Annotated in this window: 28 protein-coding genes; 12 read left to right on the forward strand and 16 right to left on the reverse strand. The window is 71.0% G+C overall.

Features of this window, described 5'->3' with window-relative positions; translation table 11 throughout:
* Window positions 1-23 precede the first annotated feature (23 nt).
* From B9S57_RS14925 to B9S57_RS14945, 4 genes are all read right to left on the reverse strand, one after another.
* Window positions 24-596, reverse strand: coding sequence for an FABP family protein (locus tag B9S57_RS14925; protein WP_103516055.1), 573 nt, complete (start codon window positions 594-596; stop codon window positions 24-26).
* Between the two features lie 258 nt (window positions 597-854).
* The gene (locus B9S57_RS14935) at window positions 855-1,754 is read right to left on the reverse strand and encodes a hypothetical protein (protein WP_103516056.1); all 900 of its coding nucleotides are present in this window, start codon (window positions 1,752-1,754) and stop codon (window positions 855-857) included.
* Window positions 1,751-2,476, reverse strand: a complete 726-nt coding sequence (locus B9S57_RS14940) for a hypothetical protein (RefSeq protein ID WP_374935939.1) — start codon at window positions 2,474-2,476, stop codon at window positions 1,751-1,753. Before B9S57_RS14940 ends, B9S57_RS14935 begins: the two co-directional genes overlap by 4 nt.
* Before the next feature lie 131 nt (window positions 2,477-2,607).
* Window positions 2,608-3,435, reverse strand: a complete 828-nt coding sequence (locus B9S57_RS14945; protein ID WP_374935938.1) for a hypothetical protein — start codon at window positions 3,433-3,435, stop codon at window positions 2,608-2,610.
* Window positions 3,436-3,567: 132 nt separating this feature from the next.
* Here B9S57_RS14945 and B9S57_RS14950 point away from each other — a divergent pair, with 132 nt between their 5' ends.
* The gene (locus B9S57_RS14950; protein ID WP_103516058.1) at window positions 3,568-3,930 is read left to right on the forward strand and encodes a DsrE family protein; all 363 of its coding nucleotides are present in this window, start codon (window positions 3,568-3,570) and stop codon (window positions 3,928-3,930) included.
* Window positions 3,931-3,950: 20 nt separating this feature from the next.
* Here the strand turns inward: B9S57_RS14950 and B9S57_RS14955 are convergent, their stop codons facing one another.
* The 8 genes from B9S57_RS14955 to B9S57_RS14985 form a co-directional block, all read right to left on the reverse strand.
* Window positions 3,951-4,325 (reverse strand): DUF3099 domain-containing protein, encoded by a 375-nt coding sequence (locus tag B9S57_RS14955; RefSeq protein ID WP_103516059.1) that lies wholly within the window; start codon window positions 4,323-4,325, stop codon window positions 3,951-3,953.
* Window positions 4,326-4,445: 120 nt separating this feature from the next.
* The gene (locus B9S57_RS14960) at window positions 4,446-4,733 is read right to left on the reverse strand and encodes a DUF1416 domain-containing protein (protein ID WP_014154938.1); all 288 of its coding nucleotides are present in this window, start codon (window positions 4,731-4,733) and stop codon (window positions 4,446-4,448) included.
* A 49-nt stretch (window positions 4,734-4,782) separates the two neighbouring features.
* A complete protein-coding gene (locus tag B9S57_RS14965; RefSeq protein WP_103516060.1) occupies window positions 4,783-5,622 on the reverse strand; it encodes a sulfurtransferase in 840 nt (279 codons plus the stop codon).
* Between the two features lie 151 nt (window positions 5,623-5,773).
* Window positions 5,774-5,854 carry a putative leader peptide gene (locus tag B9S57_RS36390; RefSeq protein ID WP_350310325.1) on the reverse strand — a complete coding sequence of 27 codons (81 nt, stop codon included), beginning with the start codon at window positions 5,852-5,854 and terminating at the stop codon, window positions 5,774-5,776.
* 249 nt (window positions 5,855-6,103) lie between these two features.
* Entirely contained in the window at window positions 6,104-6,799 is a 696-nt protein-coding gene (locus B9S57_RS14970) for a DUF2993 domain-containing protein (protein WP_103516061.1), read from the reverse strand.
* Window positions 6,800-6,952: 153 nt separating this feature from the next.
* Entirely contained in the window at window positions 6,953-8,260 is a 1,308-nt protein-coding gene (locus B9S57_RS14975; RefSeq protein WP_103516062.1) for a hypothetical protein, read from the reverse strand.
* A gap of 10 nt (window positions 8,261-8,270) precedes the next feature.
* A complete protein-coding gene (locus tag B9S57_RS14980; RefSeq protein ID WP_103516063.1) occupies window positions 8,271-8,525 on the reverse strand; it encodes a MoaD/ThiS family protein in 255 nt (84 codons plus the stop codon).
* A 41-nt stretch (window positions 8,526-8,566) separates the two neighbouring features.
* The gene (locus B9S57_RS14985; protein WP_103516064.1) at window positions 8,567-9,517 is read right to left on the reverse strand and encodes an alpha/beta hydrolase; all 951 of its coding nucleotides are present in this window, start codon (window positions 9,515-9,517) and stop codon (window positions 8,567-8,569) included.
* Between the two features lie 299 nt (window positions 9,518-9,816).
* Here B9S57_RS14985 and B9S57_RS14990 point away from each other — a divergent pair, with 299 nt between their 5' ends.
* From B9S57_RS14990 to B9S57_RS15010, 6 genes are all read left to right on the forward strand, one after another.
* The gene (locus tag B9S57_RS14990; RefSeq protein WP_103516065.1) at window positions 9,817-10,620 is read left to right on the forward strand and encodes a response regulator transcription factor; all 804 of its coding nucleotides are present in this window, start codon (window positions 9,817-9,819) and stop codon (window positions 10,618-10,620) included.
* A gap of 24 nt (window positions 10,621-10,644) precedes the next feature.
* Window positions 10,645-11,688, forward strand: a complete 1,044-nt coding sequence (locus B9S57_RS14995) for a LacI family DNA-binding transcriptional regulator (protein ID WP_103516066.1) — start codon at window positions 10,645-10,647, stop codon at window positions 11,686-11,688.
* A gap of 94 nt (window positions 11,689-11,782) precedes the next feature.
* Window positions 11,783-12,979, forward strand: coding sequence for a S1C family serine protease (locus B9S57_RS15000; RefSeq protein ID WP_103516067.1), 1,197 nt, complete (start codon window positions 11,783-11,785; stop codon window positions 12,977-12,979).
* A 13-nt stretch (window positions 12,980-12,992) separates the two neighbouring features.
* The gene (locus B9S57_RS34475) at window positions 12,993-13,166 is read left to right on the forward strand and encodes a hypothetical protein (RefSeq protein ID WP_181011347.1); all 174 of its coding nucleotides are present in this window, start codon (window positions 12,993-12,995) and stop codon (window positions 13,164-13,166) included.
* A gap of 46 nt (window positions 13,167-13,212) precedes the next feature.
* Entirely contained in the window at window positions 13,213-13,944 is a 732-nt protein-coding gene (locus B9S57_RS15005; RefSeq protein ID WP_103516068.1) for a response regulator transcription factor, read from the forward strand.
* Complete coding sequence (locus tag B9S57_RS15010; RefSeq protein ID WP_103516069.1) at window positions 13,941-15,353, forward strand: cell wall metabolism sensor histidine kinase WalK; 1,413 nt, start codon at window positions 13,941-13,943, stop codon at window positions 15,351-15,353. The genes B9S57_RS15005 and B9S57_RS15010 overlap by 4 nt, the downstream gene beginning before the upstream one ends.
* 331 nt (window positions 15,354-15,684) lie before the next feature.
* Here the strand turns inward: B9S57_RS15010 and B9S57_RS15015 are convergent, their stop codons facing one another.
* Window positions 15,685-15,879, reverse strand: a complete 195-nt coding sequence (locus B9S57_RS15015) for a DUF397 domain-containing protein (RefSeq protein WP_103516125.1) — start codon at window positions 15,877-15,879, stop codon at window positions 15,685-15,687.
* Window positions 15,880-15,892: 13 nt separating this feature from the next.
* Window positions 15,893-16,744: a helix-turn-helix transcriptional regulator gene (locus B9S57_RS15020; protein ID WP_103516070.1), complete on the reverse strand. Its 852-nt coding sequence runs from the start codon at window positions 16,742-16,744 to the stop codon at window positions 15,893-15,895.
* 232 nt (window positions 16,745-16,976) lie between these two features.
* Here B9S57_RS15020 and B9S57_RS15025 point away from each other — a divergent pair, with 232 nt between their 5' ends.
* Both B9S57_RS15025 and B9S57_RS15030 read left to right on the forward strand, forming a co-directional pair.
* Window positions 16,977-17,438 (forward strand): ATP-binding protein, encoded by a 462-nt coding sequence (locus tag B9S57_RS15025; RefSeq protein ID WP_103516071.1) that lies wholly within the window; start codon window positions 16,977-16,979, stop codon window positions 17,436-17,438.
* A 241-nt stretch (window positions 17,439-17,679) separates the two neighbouring features.
* The gene (locus B9S57_RS15030; protein WP_146057758.1) at window positions 17,680-18,735 is read left to right on the forward strand and encodes a cell wall protein; all 1,056 of its coding nucleotides are present in this window, start codon (window positions 17,680-17,682) and stop codon (window positions 18,733-18,735) included.
* A 30-nt stretch (window positions 18,736-18,765) separates the two neighbouring features.
* Here B9S57_RS15030 and B9S57_RS15035 read toward each other — a convergent pair whose 3' ends face one another.
* Window positions 18,766-19,659 (reverse strand): phosphatidylinositol-specific phospholipase C, encoded by an 894-nt coding sequence (locus B9S57_RS15035; protein WP_103516073.1) that lies wholly within the window; start codon window positions 19,657-19,659, stop codon window positions 18,766-18,768.
* Between the two features lie 177 nt (window positions 19,660-19,836).
* On the opposite strand from B9S57_RS15035, the gene B9S57_RS15040 reads away from it, so the two are divergent.
* Window positions 19,837-20,121: an AbrB/MazE/SpoVT family DNA-binding domain-containing protein gene (locus B9S57_RS15040; RefSeq protein WP_103516074.1), complete on the forward strand. Its 285-nt coding sequence runs from the start codon at window positions 19,837-19,839 to the stop codon at window positions 20,119-20,121.
* Window positions 20,122-20,143: 22 nt separating this feature from the next.
* Window positions 20,144-20,461, forward strand: coding sequence for a hypothetical protein (locus B9S57_RS15045; RefSeq protein WP_181011348.1), 318 nt, complete (start codon window positions 20,144-20,146; stop codon window positions 20,459-20,461).
* A gap of 102 nt (window positions 20,462-20,563) precedes the next feature.
* On the opposite strand, the gene B9S57_RS15050 is transcribed toward B9S57_RS15045, so the two are convergent.
* Window positions 20,564-22,381: a bifunctional UDP-sugar hydrolase/5'-nucleotidase gene (locus B9S57_RS15050; protein WP_103516076.1), complete on the reverse strand. Its 1,818-nt coding sequence runs from the start codon at window positions 22,379-22,381 to the stop codon at window positions 20,564-20,566.
* Window positions 22,382-22,670: 289 nt separating this feature from the next.
* On the opposite strand from B9S57_RS15050, the gene mshD reads away from it, so the two are divergent.
* Window positions 22,671-23,594, forward strand: a complete 924-nt coding sequence (gene mshD / locus B9S57_RS15055; protein WP_103516077.1) for a mycothiol synthase — start codon at window positions 22,671-22,673, stop codon at window positions 23,592-23,594.
* Window positions 23,595-23,647: the final 53 nt, after the last annotated feature.

The following is a 23,647-nucleotide window of genomic DNA, read 5'->3' on the forward strand; positions in this document are numbered from 1 at the left end:
GAGCACCGGCCCGTCGGCATGACCTACTTGAAGAACGCGATGCCGTCGTCCGGCAGGTCCCCGAGGCCACGCGCCATCTCGGCGACCTGCTCCGGGGTGACGACCTTCTTCAGGTGCGCCGACATGTACGGGCGCAGCTCGACGTCGGGGGTGGACTTCTCGCCGACCCACATCAGGTCGCTGTTCACGTAGCCGTAGAGCCGCTTGCCGCCGCTGTACGGGCCGGAGGCGGCGGTGCGGGCGACCGCGTCGGTGACGACGTCGATCTGCGGCTTCTGCTTCGCCAGCTCGCCGTACCAGACCTCGACGATGCCCTGGTCCCGGACCATGACGATCTCGACCTTGCGGTCCTTGTCGATGCGCCAGTAGCCGGACTCGGACTCCAGCGGCTTGACCTGGTTGCCCTCGGCGTCCAGCACCCAGGAGTGCGAGACGTACTCGAGGAAGTCACGGCCGTCGTGGCTGAAGGTCACTTCCTGGCCGAAGTTGCACTTCTCCGCGCCGGGGAAGTCGGAGACGCCCGCACCCGCCCAGTTGCCCAGGAGGAAGGCCAGCGGCACGAGGTCCGGGTGGAGGTCGGACGGAATCTCGATCATGAGCGGCTCAGACGATCTGTGAGGGTGTACGGGAGGTGTTCGGCGAGGGTCAGCGCTGGCCCTGGTACAGCTTCTTCACGGTCACGGCGGCGAAGGCGAGCACGCCGACGCAGACCAGGACCAGCAGGGCGGAGAAGAAAGCCTCAAGCACGGGAGCTCCTCGGAACGAACGACAAGACGGCAGCAGGCGGCCGGGCCCCCAGCCTAATGGGTGGGGGCCCGGAGCGGCCTCCCGGGTCTTCGCCCGGGCCGGTCGGCTCAGCCGAGCAGCTGGTTCTGCAGGATCAGCGTCTGGTGGAACGGGACGGCGTCCGTGCCGGCCCTGCCCTTGCGGCTGTGGACGATCAGGGCGACGGTGTCCCCGGCCAGCACGTAGGCGTGGCGGACCTGCTCCGAGCCGTGGGGCTCGGCTTCGGTGTAGACGTACGTCGCGGTGTTGTCCGCCTTCGCGTCGGACTGCCAGTCCTCGTCGAAGAGTGACTCGGTCGTCCCGACGAGCGGGCGCGTGAGCGATCCCCCCTTGAAGAGTTCGTGCTGGAAGCCGGTGGAGTGTGCCACCGAGTTGAACTGGAGCAGGTAGATCCGGGACGACGTGCCGTCCGGCATGGTCCAGCCGCGAGCGGCTACGTGCCGCAGCGAGGAGTCCTTCAGGTACTGGGTGAGGGCGGCACGGTCGTCCTTGCCGTACTCGGCAACGTAGCCGGCGGTGTCCACCCAGCCACCGTCGAGCTTCTTGTCCGCGGTGGCTCCGGCCGGCGCCGGCAGCAGCAGGCGCCGCAGATCGGCGTGGTGGACCTCGGCGATGTTGGTGCTGCCGTACGGGCGGGGCATGCCTGCGGGAAGGGCCGGCAGGCTCAGCACCGGGTAGTCCCAACGGCCGTCGTCCCGCGTGGCGAGCCCCGGCACGTCGGTGCGCTTCATCGACGTGATCCCGGCGACCGCGCCCGCTCCCAGCCCGCCCATGACGAGCACGGCGGCCGTCCACCGCAGGACGGCCCGCAGGACGCGGCGCGGCGGGCGGGGCGCGGCGGACTCCGGGTCCGGGGCGGAGTCCTGAGCGGAAGGGGCCGGCGGGTCCTGCGGGACCGGCGGGAAGGTGGCCGCGGCGGGAACGGCCGGCGCGGCCGTGTCGGTCGGCGCGGCCGTCTGCTCGGTCATATGTACTCCCCCGGGGAGGTGATGTGGTCCAGCTGGTCCTTCAGCAGTTCGGCGACGGCCGCCTTGTCGACGGGCTTGGTGCCGGTCGCCACGTAGGTGATGCTCAGCTCACCGTCGTACGCCGCGCACACCATGTCCTCGATGTCGCTGTCGCTGTCCTTGGGCTGCAGGTAGCAGGTCGCCTTGCTGGTGTGGCCCTTGACCTTCGGGCCGTCGCGGAAGATCCCGACGAGGTCGAACAGCTCTGTCTGGAAGGTGTAGAAGTTGCGCACGGCGCCCTTGTCCTTCATCCGGACGATCTCGGCGTGCACCTCCAGTTCGTTCCCCTGGGCCACGTACGACCGCACGGCGAGGCCCTGCACCCGGAGCTTGTCGATCCGCTTCTCGTACTCGCGGGCATCCTTGCCGGCGAGCCCGTGGCTGGACTCCTTCATCGCGGCGACGGCCTGCTTGCCGCCCACCTCGCCGTCGTTTCCGTACTCGCCGTCGTCCGGGCCCAGCCGGTACCCCTCGGGCACGGGAAGCAGCAGCTTGCTGAGCTCGGTGTCCGACCTTCCCCGGGCGATGTCGCCCGCGGGGTCCTTGTCGGACTCCGGGGCGGACACCTTCCAGAAGGTGGTCTCCACGGTGCGGTCCGCGCCGTCCACCGTGACCTTCGTGTACGCGGCGGCGCCTCCTACAGCGCCCAGCACCAGCACGAAGGGAAGAGCCGTGAGCAGCATCCGCCGGGCCCGACGGGATCGCACGGGGGCGTCCGGGGTGTCGGCGGCGTCGGGGGCGTTCGGGGCGTCGGGGGCGTTCGGGGCGTCGGGGAGCGGCGCCGCGCCGGAGGGCTCGGGCGGGGTCATGTCGTTCACACGCGCTCCAGCTGTCGCTCGGCCAACGTCCGGATGTCCTTCTTGCTGATCGGCCGGGTGTCGAAGAGATTGATCTCGATCATGATGTCGCTGCGGTGCATGACGGCTCTGGCCTGGTAGGTGGGCAGGTAGCCGGGCTTCCGGTCGACGTCGTAGAGGTAGTAACGGCCCTCGCCACTGCCCTTGACCAGGTCGCCCTCGTTGCCCGCGTACTCGTCCGAGGCCATGTAGGAGCGCTGGCCGTCGGCGTAGTCGGCCGCCGACGCGTCCGTCCCGGGGGAGAACTGCGTGAGCGTGATCGTCACCTCCCGGTATTCGCCCTTCTTCCAGGCGACCCCCGCGACACGGCGGATGCCGGACTCCAGGAGGTACTCGAACATCCCGCCCTGGTCGTCGTAGTCGCGCGCGAGGGACCCCACGCTGACCCAGCCGTCGTTCAGCCAGTCCGCGTTCTTGTTCTCGCTCCAGCCCGCCGGGCGGTCCAGGAGCAGCTTGCGCAGGTCACCGTCCGTCTTGGCCCGCCGGTCCTGCGAGGCGGGCAGCGGGGCCGGGACCTTGTCCGCGGGAAGCACCTTCGCCGGGTAGGCCAGCTCCGTCTGCGACAGCGCGGGCAGCGGCGTCGGAGGCCGCTCGGCCTGGATGCCGTAGCCGACCGCCGTGCCGCCGGATATGCCGAGCAGAGCCGCCGCGGCGATCAGCAGCGTCGTACGGCCCCGAGGGCGCGGGCGTCCGGGGACGGCGGGCGGCTCGGCCGGTGCGGCAAAGGGATTGGCCGGTGGCGCGGGCGTCTCGGCCGGTGACGTGGGCGTCGGTTCGGCCGACACGTCAGAACTGGTGTCGTTCGGTTCCAAAAGGGTCCCCCCAAGAGACCTGAGGCGCAGATTCCATTACCTGCGCACACAACTGACCCACAGGTCACAGGGGAGGTTGCACGGCCGAGGATTACAGTTCGGTACATGCCGAAGAAGCTCGTGATCAAGGTGACCGCCGGAGCCGACGCCCCCGAGCGCTGCTCGCAGGCCTTCACCGTGGCGGCCGTGGCCGTCGCCAGCGGGGTCGAGGTCTCGCTGTGGCTGACCGGTGAGTCCGCCTGGTTCGCCCTGCCGGGGCGCGCCGCCGAATTCGAACTGCCGCACGCCGCACCGCTGCCGGATCTGGTCGACGCGATCCTGGCGGGCGGCGGCATCACGCTCTGCACCCAGTGCGCGGCGCGGCGGGACATCACCGAGAAGGACGTCCTGGACGGCGTGCGGATCGCCGGTGCCCAGGTCTTCGTGCAGGAGGCCATGGCCGACGGTGCCCAGGCGCTCGTCTACTGACGCGGCCCGGCCGGGGCGGCCTACTGGCGCCGGTTCCTGCCGTCGAGCTCGTCCCACCAGGCGTCCGATGTCGGGTCACCCGTGCGCTTCTGCCCGGCCGGGCCCGGCCCGGCGTCCCGCCCCGCCTTCGGGGACTTCGAGGGCTTCGGGTGTGGGGTGTCCCGGGGGCCGGAATCCCGAGGCCGGGAGCCCCTTGCAGGATCGTCCCACCAGCGGTCATCGGGTCCCTTGCGGTTGGCCACGATCGCCGCGACCGGCGGGATGACCATCGCGACCACGCACATCGCCACCGCCGCCGGAACGGACCACAGGCGCACGAAGGCCCAGGCGGAGACGAAGAGGAAGAGGCATCCGCCCATCATCAGGAAGTAGGCGCGCCTGCGCCGGGCGTACATGTGTCCAGCGTAGGGCTCGTCCGCCCGGGAGCGCATGCGGACGGCACGAAGGGCCGCACCCCTGCTCAGGTGGCGTCCAACCCCCTGGGGTGCGGCCCTCCGGCCGTATGTGCGCGTGAACTACACCGCGATGGCGACCTCGGCGAGGCCACCGGTCTGCGCCACGACCGTACGGTCGGCGGTGCCGCCCGGAACCAGGGCGCGGAGCGTCCAGGTGCCCTCGGCCGCGTAGAAGCGGAACTGTCCGGTCGCCGAGGTCGGGACCTCGGCGGTGAACTCACCGGTCGAGTCCAGCAGACGGACGTAGCCGGTGACGGGCTCGCCGTCGCGGGTCACGCTGCCCTGGATGGTCGTCTCGCCCGGCTTGATCGTCGAAGCGTCGGGGCCGCCGGCCTGTGCTCCACACATGGTGTTCTGTCCTTCTGGTCGTCGTGCGGGATCGGGTCCTGCGGAGTGGTTACTTGTTGGCGCCGAGCTCGATCGGCACGCCCACGAGGGAGCCGTACTCGGTCCACGAACCGTCGTAGTTCTTGACGTTCTCCTGGCCGAGCAGCTCGTGCAGCACGAACCAGGTCAGCGCGGAGCGCTCGCCGATGCGGCAGTACGCGATGGTGTCCTTGGCCAGGTCCACCTGCTCGGCCTCGTACAGGGCCTTGAGCTCGTCGTCCGACTTGAACGTGCCGTCGTCGTTGGCGTTCTTCGACCACGGGATGTTGCGGGCGCTCGGCACGTGGCCGGGGCGCTGCGACTGCTCCTGCGGGAGGTGCGCCGGGGCGAGCAGCTTGCCGCTGAACTCGTCGGGCGACCGGACGTCGACGAGGTTCTTGCTGCCGATGGCGGCCACGACGTCGTCGCGGTAGGCGCGGATCGACTCGTCCTGGGCCTTGGCCTTGTACTGGGCGGCCGGGCGCGCCGGGACGGCGTCGGTCAGGTCGCGGGAGTCGAGCTCCCACTTCTTGCGGCCGCCGTCGAGGAGGCGGACGTCCTGGTGGCCGTAGAGCTTGAAGTACCAGAAGGCGTAGGAGGCGAACCAGTTGTTGTTGCCGCCGTAGAGCACGACCGTCGTGTCGTTGCCGATGCCCTTCTCGGACAGGAGCTTCTCGAAGCCGGCCTGGTCGATGAAGTCACGGCGGACCGGGTCCTGGAGGTCCTGGGTCCAGTCGATCCGGACCGCGTTCCTGATGTGGTTCTTCTCGTACGCCGAGGTGTCCTCGTCGACCTCGACGATCGCGACCTGCGGGTCGTCGATGTGGGCCTCGACCCAGTCGGCGTCGACCAGAACGTCTGCGCGGCTCATGTGTTTCTCCTCCGGGGCAGTCTGCGGCGGGGCTGTGCGGTGTGCGGAGTGCGAGGTGTACGCGCAGGTGCTGCGAGCGGAACGCGTACGGAAGGCACGGGTTCGGCCCTGACGTCGTCGAAGGGCCGGGGGAAACGGGAGAAGGTCCCGCTCAGAAAGTGCGACAGAGCATGGCGGCGACGCGGCACAGGTCTACTGCCCGCCGCTTCGTGAGGTCCGCCTGTCGCTTCATGCGTCCGATCGTAGGGAGGTTCGGGCGGAGATGTCACCGTCGTGTCGGATGATGAGACACGATCGTCCGCGATGCGAGACGATTGACCTCCGGGAGCAGGCGCCGGACGGGAGACCGGCATCGGGTCGACGTCGGCCATCTACGGAACGGACGAGGTCGTCTCATTATCTGGATCGGCTGCTGTGCGCGCCTCCGTCGGACCCCTGCCCCGGGCGCCCGGAGGTCGTCCGAGGCCGCCCTGCCGGGTCGTCAGCCGGCGAGTTCGACGTCGGAGCCGGTCATCGATATCTCGAGGCCGTCCGGAGCCACCTCGATCTTCTCCAGTTCCAGACCGTCCGGCAGTCCGCCGATCCCGCGCTCGAAGTCGGTCTTCTTCCTGACCAGGCCCTCGAGACCGGGGATGCCCTCGCCCGGGACCTCGTCGGCGCGCACCTTCACGGTGTCGCCGTCGACCAGGGTGACCGTGGAGAGCACGCTGCGCGTGACCGTCTGCCCCACCAGCGGGATCTTGACCGTGCCGGTGACCTTCACCTTGCCGTTGCCGCCGTAGGCGACCGTGACGCCCTCGTCGGCGGCCTCGGTGAGGGCCGCGTACGAGACGACGGCGGTCCCGGTGGCCCGGGAGGCCGTCGCGCTGGTGTAACCGGCACCCAGCGTCACCTGGCGCAGCTGGGCCCTGATCTCGCTGATCCGTATCTCCCGCCCGGCCGCCTCGGCGCGGATGTCCTCGACCGTGACGTCGACCCGGTCGAGCTCGGACCCCGCCACCTGGGTCAGGAAGGGGAACCCCTTGATCGACACGTCGGTCGAACCGGTCTCGGCGCCGCCGAACGCCACCCGCTCCTCGGCCTCGGACTCCGCGAAGTGCACGGCGGCGCGGTCGACGGCGACGAAGATGCCGCCCAGCACCACGGCGATGATCAGCAGTATTCGCAGTGCGCGCATGCCTTGTGTTCCCCCACTCGAACCGGCCGGACCCCTGGTGCACGTGAGCCTACTGCCGCGGTGCGGCGCGCCCGGAATGACCGACGAGCGGGAGGCCCGGCCGGTTCCCGTCCGCCGGGAAGGAGTGCGGGAACGTCGGGAACGTCCCGTACGTCAGGCGATGGCACGGCCGATCAGGTAGACGGCGGGGGCCGCGGCGGTGAGCGGCAGCGCCACCCCTGCCGTCATGTGCACGAAGCGGGACGGATAGTCGTAGCTCGCGACCCGCAGTCCGATCAGCGCGCAGCCGCCGACCGCGAAGCCGAGGAACGCGGCCTGCGCACCGAGGTCCGTGAACGCCCCGGCGACCGCTCCCGCCCCCGCCGAGGCGAGCAGGGCCACCACGACCGAGGCGGGGCCGGGCAGCGGGAGCGCCTTGACGAGCACGGCCACGGCGACCGCGACCCCGCCCACCGTCACCGCGTCCGGGACGGCCGCCAGGTGTCCGGCCGCCAGCACGGCGAGCGCCGACGACGCGACGGTGGCCGTCAGGCCGTACATCCGCTCGTCGGCCCCGGCGTGGCTGCGCAACTGGAGGACCAGGGTGAGGAGCACCCAGACGCCGAGCGTGCCGAGGATGGCGGCCGGGGCGTTGCTCCGGCCCGCCGCGAGCAGGACCGCATCCCCCACGACACCGCCCGCGAAGGCGAGGGCGATGCCCTGCCGGGCGGGCCACATGCCGTTGAGCCGGAACCACCCCGCAGCCGTCACGGCCTGGAGCAGGACCAGGGGCACGAGCAGGGCGTACGAGCCGATCGCGGCTCCGAGGGCGAGGAGCAGGCCGAGGCCCGCGGTGATCGCGGCGGGCTGCATCCCCGGTGCGATGATCGGCGAACGCCCCTCGGCGCGGGCCCGCTGGGCGTCGGTGATCCGGCTGTTGCCCAGGGTCGTGGGCGCGCTGTACCCGGAGCCGTCGGGAGCGGCGGGCGAGGCGCCCGGGGTCGCGGGGGCCACGGAGCCCACCGGGACCTCAGGGGGCAGCGGAGCCTCGGGAGGCAGCGGGTAGGCGGCCGGGGCGCCCTGCGGAGCGGCGGGAGCGGGTGCAGGCGCGTCCTGGTGCTGCGGCTGGATCGTCGGCTGGTACTGGGTGTCCCAGGTCTGGCCCTGCCAGGTCTGGGTCGCGCCCTGGTCGCCACCCTGCGCACCGCCCTGCTCCGGGTACACGGGGGGCTGCGGCTGCCCGTACGGCTGCTGTTGCGGCTCGTAGGAGTGCGGCTGCGGCTGCTGTCCGTACGTCTGCTGCTCGTACGGCTGCCCGTACGCGGGCTCCTGGCCGTACGCGGACTGCTGCCCGAACGCCGGGTCGTACGGCTGCTGCTGCTGCGGGTCCTGCTGCCCGAACGCCGGGTCGTGGGGCTGCTGCCCCTGGTCCCGCCGCCCGTGTCCCGGGTCGTACGGATACTGCTGATCGCTGTTGCTCATGGTCTGCGGTTCACCCTCCTGCGAACGGCGGGAGCACCTCGACCGTGCCGCCCTCGGCAAGCCGTACGGTCTCATGACCGCGGGTCCCCACAGGATTCCCGTCGATCAGGAACGAGCATCGGAGCAGCACGCGCGTCAGCTCACCGGGGTGCCGCTCGCGCACCCCGTCGAGCGCCTCGGCGAGCGTCTCCGCCGCGTACGGCTCCTCCGCGGTCCCCGCTGCGGCCTTGGCCGCGGCCCAGTAACGGATCGTCCCCGCTGCCATGGCGGCACCCCTTTCCTCGTACGTCGGCTGTCCATCATGGATCACGCCGACCCCGTCCAGTCGGCGATACGGCTCAGCAGCCCCTCGTCGGCGGCGTTCTCCGCGTGGCCCATGCCGCGCTCCAGCCAGAGTTCCGCGCCGCCGCCCGCGGCCCCCGCGAGCATCCGCGGGTGGTCGACGGGGAAGTACGGGTCCTGGTCGCCGTGGACGATGAGCAGCGGCGCGGTGATCAGCGGGACCGCTTCCACCGGCGAGAGCGGCACCGGGTTCCAGTCCTCCCGGTGGATCCGGGTGCGGAAGCCGAAGCGGCCGACGAACCGGCCTGCGGGACGGGTGACGACCCAGTGCAGTCGGCGCATCGGGGCCGTGCCCCGGTAGTACCAGCGGGCCGGTGCGCTCACGGCGACGACCGCGTCCGTGTGCGCATCCGCGAGCCCCGGAGAACGCGCTCCCGTGCGCTCCCCGTGCGCCTTGTGCGCCTCCGCGCGCCGCTCCACCCGTTCGGTCCCAGGGGCGTGTGATTCCTCGGCAAAGAATTCCTCGGTTTCCGGCGCCGTATACAGAGCGGCGTGCCGGAGCACCACGGAACCGCCCATCGAGAAGCCGACCGTAACGACACGGCGATGTCCGAGCGATCTCGCCCAGGCGACCGCGGCGGCCAGATCCAGGACCTCCCGGTCGCCCACCGTGGACCTCCCGGTGGACCTCCCGTGCCCCCGGAAGGAGAACGTGATCACGGCCGCACGCTGGGCGAACACCCCGGCCGCCCGCAACAGCGCCGGCCGGTCGGCGGCGCCGGTGAAGCCGTGTGCGAGGACGACGGCCGTCGCGCCGGCTGCCCCGCCCGCGCCCGTCCCGGACCGCGCCGTACACGGGGTGTACACCGCCTCGATACGCACCCCGTCACCCGTCAGCAATGTGGTGCGCCGGGGGACCCGCGTGATCGAGGGAACAGAAGAACTCGTGAATCGACCCTCGGACACTGAACTCATGTGGGCTATTCTGCTGCGAAGAGGATCCGGGCAAAGCAGCCCCCGGGTCCTTTTGTGCTTTCCGAGCGTTGTTACGGCGACGTTTCCACAAGCTCAGCGGTCCCCGGGGCGCGGGACCGCACAGTAAAAGCCGTATGACGGTCGTCGCGGGTGATGGCCGTACGGGAGTACGAAGCAGTGCCGCACTACTCCCCCGGGTCCGACCCGGGAGTGCCCCTCTCGCAGGGAACGAGGAGGACCGACGTAATGGGCGAGCTGAACGTGCACGATCGACCGACGACCCAGGCAGGTGGGCGGCGATGAGTTCACTACTGCTGCTGACGAATGCCCTTCAACCGTCGACGGAGGTGCTCCCCGCCCTCGGTCTTCTGCTCCACAGTGTGCGGGTCGCCCCCGCCGAGGGCCCAGCCCTCGTCGACACCCCTGGTGCCGACGTCATTCTCATCGACGGCCGCCGGGATCTCCCCCAGGTGCGGTCGCTGTGCCAGCTGCTGCGGTCCACCGGGCCCGGCTGTCCGCTGATCCTCGTCGTGACGGAGGGCGGTCTGGCGGCCGTCACCGCCGACTGGGGCATCGACGACGTCCTGCTGGACACCGCGGGTCCCGCCGAGGTCGAGGCCCGGCTCCGGCTGGCCACCGGCCGCCAGCAGATCACCTCCGACGACTCCCCGATGGAGATCCGCAACGGCGATCTGTCGGTCGACGAGGCGACGTACAGCGCGAAGCTCAAGGGCCGGGTCCTCGACCTGACCTTCAAGGAATTCGAACTGCTCAAGTACCTCGCGCAGCACCCCGGCCGGGTCTTCACCCGCGCCCAGCTGCTCCAGGAGGTCTGGGGCTACGACTACTTCGGCGGCACCCGCACGGTCGACGTCCACGTCCGGCGGCTCCGGGCCAAGCTCGGCCCCGAGCACGAGTCGCTGATCGGCACCGTGCGCAACGTCGGCTACCGCTTCGTCACCCCCGAGAAGGTGGACCGGGCGGCCGAGGAGGCCAAGGCCAGGGCGGCCTCGAAGCCGGTGGCCGAGGGCCACACCCGTTCGGAGCAGTCGGCGGAGGCCGAGATCGTGGAAGAAGCCCCGGTCCGGCCTGCCAAGCGGTAGGTCGATCCGCGTAGACTGCCGCGCGTGGCCAAGGTGACGCGGGACGATGTGGCGAGACTGGCGGGGACCTCGACAGCGGTCGTCAGCTACGTCATCAACAACGGACCCAGGCCGGTCGCCCCGGCCACGCGCGAGCGGGTACTCACCGCGATCAAGGAGCTGGGCTACCGGCCCGACCGGGTCGCGCAGGCGATGGCGTCGCGGCGCACGGACCTCATAGGAATGATCGTGCCGGACGCCCGGCAGCCGTTCTTCGCGGAGATGGCGCACGCGGTCGAGCAGGCCGCCGCCGAACGCGGGAAAATGGTGCTCGTCGGCAACTCGGACTACCGCGACGAACGCGAGGTCCACTACCTGCGGGCCTTCCTCGGCATGCGGGTCTCCGGGCTGATCCTGGTGAGCCAGGGCCCCAGCGAGCGCGCGGCGGCGGAGATCGAGGCGTGGGACGCCCGTGTCGTCCTGCTGCACGAGCGCCCCGAGGCCATCGACGACGTCGCGGTCGTCACCGACGACATCGGCGGCGCCCAGCTCGCCACCCGCCACCTCCTGGAGCACGGCAACGCCTACGTGGCGTGCCTCGGCGGCATGGAGTCGACCCCCGTGGTCGGTGACCCGGTCGCCGACCACATCGAGGGCTGGCGCCGCGCGATGCACGAGGCCGGACGTTCGACCGACGGCCGGCTCTTCCACGCCCCGTACAACCGTTACGACGCCTACCAGGTGGCCCTGAAGCTCCTCGCCGGCCCCGACCGGCCCCCGGCGATCTTCTGCTCGACCGACGACCAGGCCATCGGTGTGCTGCGGGCCGCGCGTGAGCTGCGGATCGACGTGCCCGGCGAGCTCGCGGTGGCCGGTTTCGACGACGTCAAGGAAGCGGGGCTGACCGACCCGCCGCTGACGACGGTCTTCTCGGACCGTCCGGCGATGGCCCGGGCGGCCGTGGACCTCGTACTCGACGACTCGCTGCGGGTCTCGGGGTCCCGGCGCGAGCGGCTCAAGCAGTTCCCGTCCGCGCTGGTGGTACGCCGGTCGTGCGGCTGCGGGGAACCGACGGTCACCGCGCGGTAGCGGGGCGCTTCCTTATATCGGGCATACGCGGTTCTGCCGGGCTTCTCAGCGTGCGCTCAGGCTGCTCTCATGTTCGCTGTCCACTCTCGGGGACATGACCGACAGCCACCGCCCGAGCGGCGAGTACCCGATGCCCCCCTCGCACGACAACGGTTCGTACGGCGAATCAGCCTCGTACGGCGAAGGCGCCTACGGCAGCACGCCGCAGGGCGGCTCCCCGTACGGCAGCGCGCCGCAGGGGAGCGCTTCGTACGGTGGTGGCGAGGCGGCCTACCCGCCGCCGCCGGCGTACGAGCCCCAGCAGCCGGCCTCCGGGACGCCTGCCGCCGCGTACGCCTGGCCGGCTCCGGCGCCCGAGCCCCTCCCGTCAGCAGACGCCCCGAAGCCCGAGCGCCGGGTCAAGCGGCCCCTCGCCCTCCTGGTGGCCGTGGCGATCGCCGCCGCGGCGATCGGCGGCGGCACCGCGACCCTCATCGGCGAACTCGCCGGCGGTGACTCCGCCACCTCCGGCTCCGGCGGCTCCGTCAGCGGTACCACCGTCTCGCAGAGCAGCGCCGGCACCGTCTCCGGTGTGGCGGCGGCGGCGTCACCGGCCATCGTCGAGATCGGTGCGACGTCGTCGGCGGGCGACGCCACCGGCTCCGGAGTCGTCATCACGGCGGACGGCGAGATCGTCACCAACAACCACGTCGTCTCCGGCGCCTCCCAGATCAAGGTCACCCTCAGCACCGGCAAGACCTACACCGCCGACGTCGTCGGCACGGACCCCGACAAGGACCTGGCGCTCATCAAGCTCCAGGGTGCGAGCGGCCTGAAGACGGCCTCGCTCGGCGACTCGTCCTCGGTGAAGGTCGGCGAGGAGGTCGTGGCGATCGGCTCTCCCGAGGGCCTCACCGGCACCGTCACCAGCGGCATCATCTCGGCGCTGGACCGCGACGTCACGGTCGCCAAGGAGGACCAGCAGGAACAACAGCAGCAGCAGCAGCGACAGGGCGACCAGAACTGGCCGTTCGAGTTCGGCGGCCGGCAGTTCAACGGCGACACCGGCTCCTCCAAGACGACGTACAAGGCACTGCAGACCGACGCCTCGCTCAACCCCGGCAACTCCGGCGGCGCCCTCATCAACATGAACGGCGAGATCATCGGCATCAACTCCGCGATGTACTCCCCCAGTTCAGCCAGCTCCTCGGGCAGCTCGGAGGCGGCGGGCAGCGTGGGCCTCGGCTTCGCCATCCCGATCGACACCGTCAAGGCCGACCTGGACACCCTGCGCGCCGGCAACGGCTCCTGACGAGGAGGGCCCCATGAACCCTGACACCACCACGGACACCGGCCCCTCCGGACCGGCCCTGCCCCTCGCCCTGGTCACCGAGCCGGCCGCCTCGGCCCCCGCCACGCCCCGTCCGGCCGAGATCCGCAGCGGCGACAGCCGCAAGCGCCGTGGAGCGCGACGCCGTACGGCGGCCGTGCGAGGCTGAGAACCCAGCACGCAGCACCCGGTACGAAGGAAGAGGACGAGAAGCGATGAGCCCCGCCGAAGACGATCCGCAGCGTGTCCTGATCGTCGACGACGAGCCCGCCGTGCGCGAGGCCCTGCAGCGCAGCCTCGCCTTCGAGGGGTACGGGACCGAGGTGGCGGTGGACGGCTACGACGCCCTCGCGAAGACCGAGGCGTACGCCCCCGACCTGATCGTCCTGGACATCCAGATGCCCCGCATGGACGGCCTCACGGCCGCCCGGCGCATCCGGTCCACCGGGGCGACCACGCCGATCCTGATGCTCACCGCCCGCGACACCGTCGGCGACCGGGTCACCGGCCTCGACGCCGGAGCCGACGACTACCTCGTCAAGCCCTTCGAGCTGGACGAGCTCTTCGCCCGTATCCGCGCCCTGCTGCGCCGCAGCTCCTACGCGGTCGCGGCGGGCGCCGACGTCCCCGACGACGACGTGCTGTCCTTCGCCGACCTGCGCATGGACCTCAGCACCCGCGAGGTCACCCGGGGCACCCGCCGGGTGGAGCTCACCCGCACCGAGTTCACCCTCCTGGAGATGTTCCTGGCCCACCCGAGGCAGGTGCTGACCCGGGAGCAGATCCTCAAGGCCGTCTGGGGCTTCGACTTCGAACCCAGCTCCAACTCCCTGGACGTGTACGTGATGTACCTGCGCCGCAAGACCGAGGCGGGCGGCGAGCCGCGCCTCGTCCACACGGTGCGGGGCGTCGGCTACGCCCTGCGCTCCGGCGGCGGTGACGGGTGACCGGCCTCCCCCGCCGACTCCGCGCCCTGCCGCTCCGCTCCCGCCTCGCCCTGCTGGTCGCGACGGCGGTCGCGGTGGCGGTGGCGGCGGTGGCGGCGGCTTGCTGGCTGACCACGAAGGACCGGCTCACCGAGCAACTCGACACGACACTCAGCCAGGTCAAGCCCAACGGAGACACGATCCGGCTGCTCCAGCTGGGCTGCTCCGGCCAGCTGCCGGACGACCTTCGCCTGCTGCCGACGCCGTACACGATCCAACTGGTGTCGGCGACGGGCACGGACCCCTGCACCCAGCCGGAGAAGACGGCCATCCCTGTACAAACTCAGGACCGCGCCGTCGCCGCCGGACTGCGTGAGAGCGCTGTGCACACCACCGAGGCCGAGGACGGTACCGAGATGCGCGTCTACACCTCGGCCGCCCGGACACCTGGAGGACAGGCCGGAGTCGCCGTCTCCGTGGCGATGCCGATGGACCAGGTCACCGATCCGCTCAACGAACTCGCGCTGGTCCTCCTCCTGGTCTCGGGCATCGGCGTCCTCGGCGCGGGTGCGGCGGGTCTGTGGATCGCCCGTACCGGTCTGCGCCCCGTCGACGACCTCGCGCACGCCGTCGCCCACGTGGCCGAGACCGAGGACCTCACCATCCGCATCCCCGCCGAGGGCGAGGACGAGATCGCCCGGCTCTCCCGCTCCTTCAACTCCATGACCAGCTCCCTGGCCATCTCCCGCGACCGTCAGTCGCAGCTCATCGCGGACGCCGGGCACGAACTGCGCACCCCGCTCACCTCGCTCCGCACGAACATCGAACTGCTCGCCCGCAGCGACGACACGGGCCGGGCGATCCCGCCCGACGACCGCAAGGCACTGATGTCGTCGGTCAAGGCGCAGATGACGGAGCTGGCCGCCCTGATCGGCGACCTCCAGGAGCTGTCGCGCCCCGACGCCACCCAGCCGGGCCCCCTCCAGGTGGTCGCGCTGCACGACGTCGCCCGTGCCGCCCTCCAGCGCGCCAGGTTGCGCGGCCCCGAGCTGACCATCAACGCCGAGCTGGCCCCCTGGTACGTACGCGCGGAACCGGCTGCCCTGGAGCGGGCGATCGTCAACGTCCTGGACAACGCCGTGAAGTTCAGCCCGGCCCGCGGGACGATCGACGTCTCCCTGCACCGCGGCGAGCTGACCGTACGGGACCACGGTCCCGGCATCCCCGCCGAGGACCTCCCGCACGTCTTCGACCGCTTCTGGCGCTCCCCCTCGGCCCGCCAGCTCCCCGGCTCGGGCCTCGGCCTCTCCATCGTGGCCCGCACGGTCCAGCAGGCCGGCGGCGACATCGCTCTGACCCCGGCGGACGGCGGCGGCACGGTCGCCTCGATCCGGCTCCCGGGGGCCCCGACACCGCCACCGGGGGTGTGAGCAGGGCCAGAAGCGACGGAGCTCCACAGAAGATGCCTGTCACCGCCGGACACACCAACATCGCGACCGAACTCAAGGGCGGCTTTCTGGGTACCGCTTGGATTCGGGAAGGCTGTGGAAACGCACCCACCGATCGGGGTGAGCGTGCCGCAGCTGAAGATCCCCCGGCGGGGCGGGCCATCGCTGTTCCCACAGCGCCGCCAGCGCATCCAGATCCGGAGCCGGCCGAGAAGACGATTCGCTCATCGGTCCACGGTCGGCCGTCCGTACGACTCCGACAACTGCTTTTACCTCGCACGTCCGACCCGGCAGCCTCCTGAGTGGCGCCCGCTCAGGCCAGGTCGTCGAACTCGCCCTCCTTGGCCCCGCCGAGGAAGGCCCGCAGCTTGGCGCGGGTGGTACGTACGACCACGTCCGGGTGGTCGCTCTCGCGCAGCAGTATCTCGCCTTCGTGTTCGGCGAGTTCGAGGCAGTCCGAACCCTCGGCGTTCGAGGACTTCGAGGACTTGTGCCACTGAATTTCCATGATCCTCATGCCTTCATGCTTGTTGTGCGATCTTCAGGATGAAGTCCCTCGACCCCGCTGGGTCGAGGGACCGCTCCTCGGTCCGGTCCAGAGCGACGCGCCAGTTCGTCAGGCTCGTTTCGGCGTCCAGGAAGGACGAGCCGGTCGCGGTGTCCACCTGCACGGTGTCGAGCTGCGGAACGGCTCCGCACACGTAGTGCGCCGAACTGCTGGCGAACGGGAAGCCGCCGGCAGCAAAGGGAATCACCCTGATGGTGACGTTGCCACGGTCGGATTCGGCCAGGAGGTGGGCAAGTTGGCCTCGCGCGACGTCCACGCTTCCGTAGGTCATCCGCAACGCCGCCTCGTGGATCAGGAACGTGCAGTCGGGCGGGTCCGCCCGGTCGAGGACATCGCGACGTTGCAACCGATGTGACAGGAGACGCCGCTGGCGCGCCGGACTCGGTGGCGGGACGCTTTCGGAGAAGACGCTGCGCGCATAGTCCTCGGTCTGCAACAGCCCCGGCATATACATGACCTGCACGGACCGGATGGCAGCAGCGTGATGCTCCAGCTCGGCGAGATCGAGGGCGTCGTTCGCCAGGTCCCCCCGGTAGTGCTCCCACCATCCGCTCACACGCTCTCCGGCCATTGCGGCGAGCGCGTCGACGTACGCCACGTCGGGGCACTCGTAGTGGTCGGCCCACGCGCGCACCCGCTGAGGACTCACACCGAACCGCCCGGACTCCGTGTTGCTGACGGTGGTGCGGTCCGCCCCCAGCCGCTCGGCAGCCTGGGCGAGCGTCATACCCGCGTGCTCCCTCAGCCTGCGCAGTTCGGAGCCGAGTCGGCGCTGCCGCACCGTGAGCACCTTCCTTGGCGGCACAGGATCTCCCTTCCGTCGAATCCCAGTCTGGCCGTACCTCAACCACTGGGCGCTCGTTACCCAGAACATCGAGGCGTATCACTAGTTATGCGATGCAGGTACCTGAATTAGGGATCTCCCTCGCTTCGCACCGGCCCTCGACGTACGGCCACAGGTGCGCCCCCGTACGGGCGCACCACCACGGTCAACGAGCAACGCGCCCGTTCGGATCGCACCACGTGGGGAGAACGACATGACCAGCGCCAGCACCACCGCACCCTCCGCATCACCGCACTGTCAGGACGGCGAGGACTACCGGCTCTCCCTGCCCAACACCGCGCGTTCCGCCGGGATCGCACGGCACTTCGTCACCTCGCTGCTCACCGGCACCGCGCACAGCGCAATCGTCGACGACGCCCGGCTCTGCGTCACCGAGGTCGTCGCCAACGCCCACCGCCACACCCGTACGTCACTGATCCGCGTCCATGTGGCGGTCGGCCCGGAACAGGTGACCGTCTCCGTCGCCGACGACACCCCCTGGACCGTGCCCGCGCCCGGCGGGCTCCGCACCGGCCCCGCGCAGGAGTGCGGGCGCGGGCTGATCCTCCTCGAAGCGCTCGCCTCGGCGTGGGGGTCGGACGTCTGCGGGTGCTGTACCCCCAGCCACAAGGCCGTGTGGTTCACGCTCGCCGCTGACGCGCGGGGCGCCGCGTAGCGCGCGGCCCGCGCGCCCGTACGGCGGTGCAGGCCTGACCGCCCGCCGTGATCTCCCAGGCAGGCCGGACAGCCGGCCCGCCCCACCCCTACGGACCCTCATGCGCCGCACCACCGGCGCGGCTTCGCGCTGCGCTCCTCCGCCATGCCCTGATCCGGCATGGGCCCCCGTTTCCCGTACCTCGCAGGAGGTCGGCTCGACCTCGGCCCGCCGCGCCCGCCCCCGCACGTGGCTGCGCGCCGTGACCTGGCTGGTGGGGGCGGGCCTTCATCCGCGCGCGGGCGGAACCACACTCGCCGTGGCCCGGGACCTCGCGGCGCGCATGGACCACCGACTGGGATTCGTCCTCTACGACCTCGAAGGCACCGCCTCCCGGTGCGGAGTGTCGACGGCGACGGTGAAGCGCCATGTCCGGGTCCTGCGGGAGCTGGGCGCGCTGGCGTGGCAGCGGCACGGCTCGAAGAGGAACCTCCGGCTCCCGGGGCGCGCGTACACGGCTACCGCGACGATCTACGCGGCGACGATCCCGGCCGCGTACGACGCCGCGATGGGGCACCGGCTCGACGGCACCGGCTACGGCGCACGGCTGCTCGGGGTGACGGACGAGGGCCGGATGCTCGCGGTCCGCGCCTCCCCACACCCTGTGGGCAACCGGCGTCCGGGCGCGGTCCGGCCCGCACCGCGTGCACCCCATTCTCTCGGGTCCCACCACGATGTGCCTCCTGCTGACCTTGACGGTGGGATCAACTACACCCCGCGGGCGAACCGCAGCACCAGGAGGGTCAGGAAGGGCACGGGCCCGTCCCTCCGGAGCCCGTGGCAGGTGGCCCGCGACATCGGGATCGCGCGGCAGGTCCGGCCGCTCGTCAGCTGGACCCAGCGGGAGGGACTGCGCCGACTGGGCTTCGCCCTGCGCCCGTTGATCGACCGGGGCCTGGCGGCCCACGACATCGCCGCCGAACTCGTCGGCATGGCCCTCGACCGGCGTCCCGCACGACCGGCGGCGTACATCACCGCCGCCCTCGCCCGGGACCGGAGGGCACAGGCGGCCCCCCGGCCGGACGAGGAACTCACGGCCGACCCCGCCGCCCACCGGGAGTGGCAGCGGTGGCTGCACAGCCGGCCGGCAGAAACCTCCGGGCGTACGGACGACGACCGCCGCCACGCCCGGCTCTACGCGTGGGACCGGTGGCCCGAGGTGGCCGCCCACTACGGCGACGACCCCGACGACGCCCTGGACCTCTACGGCACCCGACTGTGCGCCTACGCCGTCAAGCAGGCCGCACGCGCCGCCTGACGCCCCCGGGGAGTCCAGGACCGGCGCGCCTCAGCCCGCCGGATTGTGCCGGATCAGCGACTCGACCAGGCCGGAACGGGTCGCCGGATAGTCCAGCGGGACGATGCCGAGGCCGGTCCAGCCGGACGCCTCCGACCCGTCGATGAACGCGTGCACCTGCGGGTTGAGCCGGTCGGAGTTCCAGCGGGGCGGCAGCAGGGCGGCCGTGCTCACGTAGTTCATGAACAGCTTGCCGGGCTGCTGCGCGGCCTTGCGGAACTGCGCTTCGATCTTGGGATACTTGGCGAACGGCTCCGCCATGTAGTCGTCCTGGATGTCGAAGAGCGCGGAGTCGGCGTACCGGACGCCCGGCAGGCCCCCGTTGTCGGCGAGGAGTACGACCCTGCCCCGCGCGCCGCCCAGGTCCGGGAGCGTGGGATCGAGGCGGAGGAGGGAACGCCAGCCCTTGCCGTCGAGGTAGAGGTCGAAGATCCGCCGGAACGCGGCGTCGCTCTCCTCGGAGTACTCCTGCTTGAGCCGCATCAGCACCGTCTCCGAGGGGTGCCGGGCCAGGAAGTCCCGGCAGGCGCCCAGGACATCGTCGAAGTTCAGGTGCTGGTACGAGGCCCCGTGATGGATGGCGTACGCGTCGCCGCTGATCCGGCAGCGGATGTCGAGGAAGCGGATGCCGCTGTCGAGCTGCGCGGCGATCGTGGTGTTCTGGCACTCCGTCCAGGGGCCGCCGAAGCGCGCCCCCGAGTTGTGCGTGCCCGGGATCGTGAGGCGCCGCAGCGGGGTGGCGTCGGCGATGGCGCCCATCCAGTCCTGGGTGCCTGCCGCTCTCGGTGCGGCGGCGCGGGCGGGCGTCGCACCGAGGGCGACTCCGGCGGCGGCGGCGAGTGCGCCGGTGAGGAAGGTGCGGCGTGTGGCGGTGTAGGGACTCATGCGTATGCGTCTCCGTCAGCCGTGGGGGGCGGGCCTGAATTATGACGGGTTCACATCAACGCCGGGAAGGGCGGAAGCCCACCCCAATCTTCCGAAAGTGCGAATTTCGCAAAGTTTGAGTTTTCGATATTGCATGCTAGGTTGATACGGATGGCGACAGAGGTAGGAGGTCATCACATGACTACGGCCACAGCCACACTGCGCACAAACGGGCAGGTCACACTGCCCAAGGCCATCCGGGCCGCCCTCGGGGTGGACCAGGGTGACGAGCTCGAGTTCGAGATCACCGGCGCCGGCGAAGTCACGGTGCACGGGCTTACCAAGATCCGCTCCGACCAGGCCTGGTTCTGGACACCGGAGTGGCAGGAGGGCGAGCGCAGGGCGAGCGAGGACATCGCCGCCGGGCGCACCGCCGTCCACGAGGACGCGGACGGCATGTTCGCGCACCTCGACGAAGACTGACCCCTGACACCGGGAGGCCCGATTGCCGACTTTTGAGACGACTGCCCACTTCAAGCGCGACTTCAAGGCTTTGAAGCCCGAAGAACGCAAGCGCTTCGAAGACGTCATCCGAAAGAAGTTCGTACCGGATGTGGAGCGAGGGCAGTTCCGACCCGGGCTCCGGGTCAAGCCGGTTCAGGGCATCCCCACGGCCCAGGGCGCACGCCCCGTCATGGAGATGACCTGGGCGCCCGACGGGCGCGCCACCTGGCAGTACGGAGACGAGGTCCGTGCCGGGGAGACGCACATCCTGTGGCGCCGGGTGGGGGGACACGAGATCTTCGTCCCCGGACCGGCCTGAACAAGCCGGCGGCCCGCCATTTCCCGTGGCGGGCCGCCGGTGTTGCGCGTCCTGTCCGAGCAGAGGGGCGTCCCCCTGCCGTCAGCTGTTACTGCACGACCGTTACTGCACGACCGTGATCCGGTCTGTGGCCGGCGGCGCCAGCGGCGCGGAGGCCGTGGAGTGCGCCGCGAGGTAGGCGTTGAACAGGTCCAGGTCGGACGCGCCGACCAGCTTGTTCGTGCCCTGGCCGAGGGCCGGGAAGCCGTCGCCGCCGCCCGCGAGGAACTCGTTCATCGCGACGCGGTACGTCTTCGCCGGGTCGATCGCCTCGCCGTTGAGCAGGATCGAGGAGGTGACCACACGGTCGGCGCCCGTCTTCGTCATGTCCAGCGTGTAGGTGAGGCCCTCCGAGACCTGGAGGATCTTCGGGGACGCCTCGTTGGAGCCGCTGACCTGCTGCTGGAGCGCGGCGACCAGCTGGGCGCCGGTCAGGTCGACGACGTTCATCATGTTGGTGAACGGCTGGACCGTGAAGGCCTCGCCGTACGTCACCACCCCGTCGCCCTCACTGCCGGAGGCCGCGTACACGAGGTCGGAGCGGATGCCGCCCGGGTTCATGAACGCGACGACCGCGCCGCCCTTGTCCGCGGGGGCCAGGCCCTCCAGCTGGGCGTCGGCGATCAGGTTGCCCAGCGGCTTCTCGGGTGCCGTGGAGCCGCGGCCGTTGATGTCGGCGGAGATGAAGCCCTGCGGCCGGTTCGAGATCGGCGCGGCGAGCGTGTTCCAGCGGTCGATCAGCTTCGTCATGTCGGTGGCCTTGGCCTGGTCACGGCTGACGATGTGGTTCGCCGACTCCACCGACGTACGCACGATGTCCTTGGTGCGGCGGTCGTAGGTGAGGGTCGTGTCCGTGTAGAGCTTGCCGAACGAGGACGCCGAGGTGACCATGCGCGGCTTGCCGGACGGGTCCGGGATCGTGCAGACGTACGCCTGGTGGGTGTGGCCCGTGACCAGGGCGTCGACCTTCGGCGTGATGCCCTTGGCGATGTCGGTGATCGGCCCGGAGATGCCGTCACCGGCGCCCGGGCTGTCGCAGTCGTAGTTGTACGAGGAGGACGCCGGGGCGCCGCCCTCGTGGATCAGCGCGACGATGGACTTGACGCCCTGGCGGTCCAGCTCCTTGGCGTACTTGTTGACCGTCTCGATCTCGTCGTGGAACTTCAGCCCCTTGACGCCGTTGGCCGTGACGATGTTCGGCGTGCCCTCCAGGGTCACCCCGATGAAGCCGATCTTGACGCCGTTCTTCTTCCACACCGTGTACGGCTTGAGGATCGGCTTGCCGGTCTTCTCGCTCGTCACGTTGGCAGCGAGGTAGGGAAAGTCCGCGCCCTTGAACTTCTTGCCCTTCTCGTAGCAGCCCTCGACCGGGTGGCAGCCACCGTTCTGCAGACGGGCCAGCTCCGTGGCGCCCTCGTCGAACTCGTGGTTGCCCACGGCCGTCACGTCGAGGTCGAGCCCGTTGAGCGCCTCGATGGTGGGCTCGTCGTGGAAGAGCCCCGACAGCAGCGGGCTCGCGCCCACCATGTCGCCGCCGGCGGCCGTGACGGAGTACGGGTTCCCCTTGCGCGCGGTGCGCAGCGAAGTCGCCAGGTACTCGACGCCACCGGCCGGGACCGACTTCACCGTGCCGTCGGCCTGCGTCTCGCTGACCGAACCGGCGGAACCGGCCGGCGGCTCCAGGTTGCCGTGCAGGTCGTTGAAGGAGAGCAGCTGCACGTCGACGGTGCGGGACGGGTGGCCGTGCCCGTGGCCGTGGCCGTGCCCCCGGTCATGGGCGTCGGCCGGCATCGCTGCGACGAGCGCGCCTGCGGTGGCCAGCCCGGCAGCGGCGGCGAGCACCCGCCGGGACGCACGGTTCTTCTGCGGAGTCGCTGACATCGGTCCCCTTGTGAGTGTCTGGATCCTGCGTGCGGCAGCCTAGAGTCAACGCGCGTAGCGCGACAGGGTTCCGCGGTTACGAGCTGGTTGCATCCAGGTCCGAAGCACCATGCAGCCGACAAAGCCCCCATCCCTCCCCATGCGGGCATCTGACGTCATGTCACTGTCAGCTCCGCACCACGGGAGCGCCACAGGTGATCCACTCCACGCACGAAGCACACCCGCCCGAGGGCCCGCCCGGTGGGGTGTTCACGCGAACGCCGGGCCCCGCCGCCGTACGCTCGTACCCATGACGACTGACGCACCCCTCCCCTCCCCCGGGCGCGAGATCGAGACCCTCGACGCGCTCACCCCCGAGCAGGCCGACGCGGTCCTCACCCTCCTCGCCGAGGCCGCCGGGACCGACGGCCGCCAGGCCGTCTCCGAGCAGGGGCGGCTGCAGTTGAGGGGCGGACACCGTGAGGGCGTCCGGCACTTCCTTCTCGTCGTCGACGGCGTGCTGGCCGGATACGCGCAGCTGGAGGACGCCGACCCCGTCGAGGCCCCCGCCGCCGAGCTGGTCGTGGCCCCCGCCCACCGGGGCCGCGGGCACGGCCGGGCCCTCGGCGCCGCGCTCCTCGCCGCGACCGGCAAGCGGCTGCGGGTCTGGGCGCACGGCGGCAAGTCGGCCGCCCGGCACCTGGCACAGGTCCTCGGCCTCTCCCTCTTCCGCGAACTGCGTCAGCTGAGGCGCCCGTTGGACTCCCTCGACATCCCCGAGCCGGCCCTCCCGCCGGGCGTCACCGTCCGCACCTTCGTGCCGGGCCAGGACGACGCGGCCTGGCTCGCCGTGAACAGCGCCGCGTTCGCCCACCACCCCGAGCAGGGCTCACTCACCCAGCGGGACCTGGACGACCGCAAGGCCGAGCCGTGGTTCGACCCGAAGGGCTTCTTCCTGGCCGAGCGCGACGGCGGGATCATCGGCTTCCACTGGACGAAGGTGCACGCCGAGGAGCGGCTCGGCGAGGTCTACGTAGTCGGCATCCTGCCCGACGCCCAGGGCGGCGGCCTCGGCAAGGCGCTCACCGCGATCGGGCTGCGCCACCTGGCCTCCCTGGGGCTGCCCACGGCGATGCTCTACGTGGACGCCGACAACCCCGCGGCCCTGTCGGTGTACGAGCGGATGGGCTTCGCCACCCACGAGGTGGACCTGATGTACCGCACGGAGTCCTGACCAGTCACCAAAGGTGCTTGGGGCGGCGTCACTTGACGCCGCCCCCGCTTTAC

The sequence above is a fragment of the Streptomyces sp. SM10 genome (assembly GCF_002910915.1).
In the GTDB taxonomy this organism is placed as follows: Bacteria; Actinomycetota; Actinomycetes; order Streptomycetales; family Streptomycetaceae; genus Streptomyces.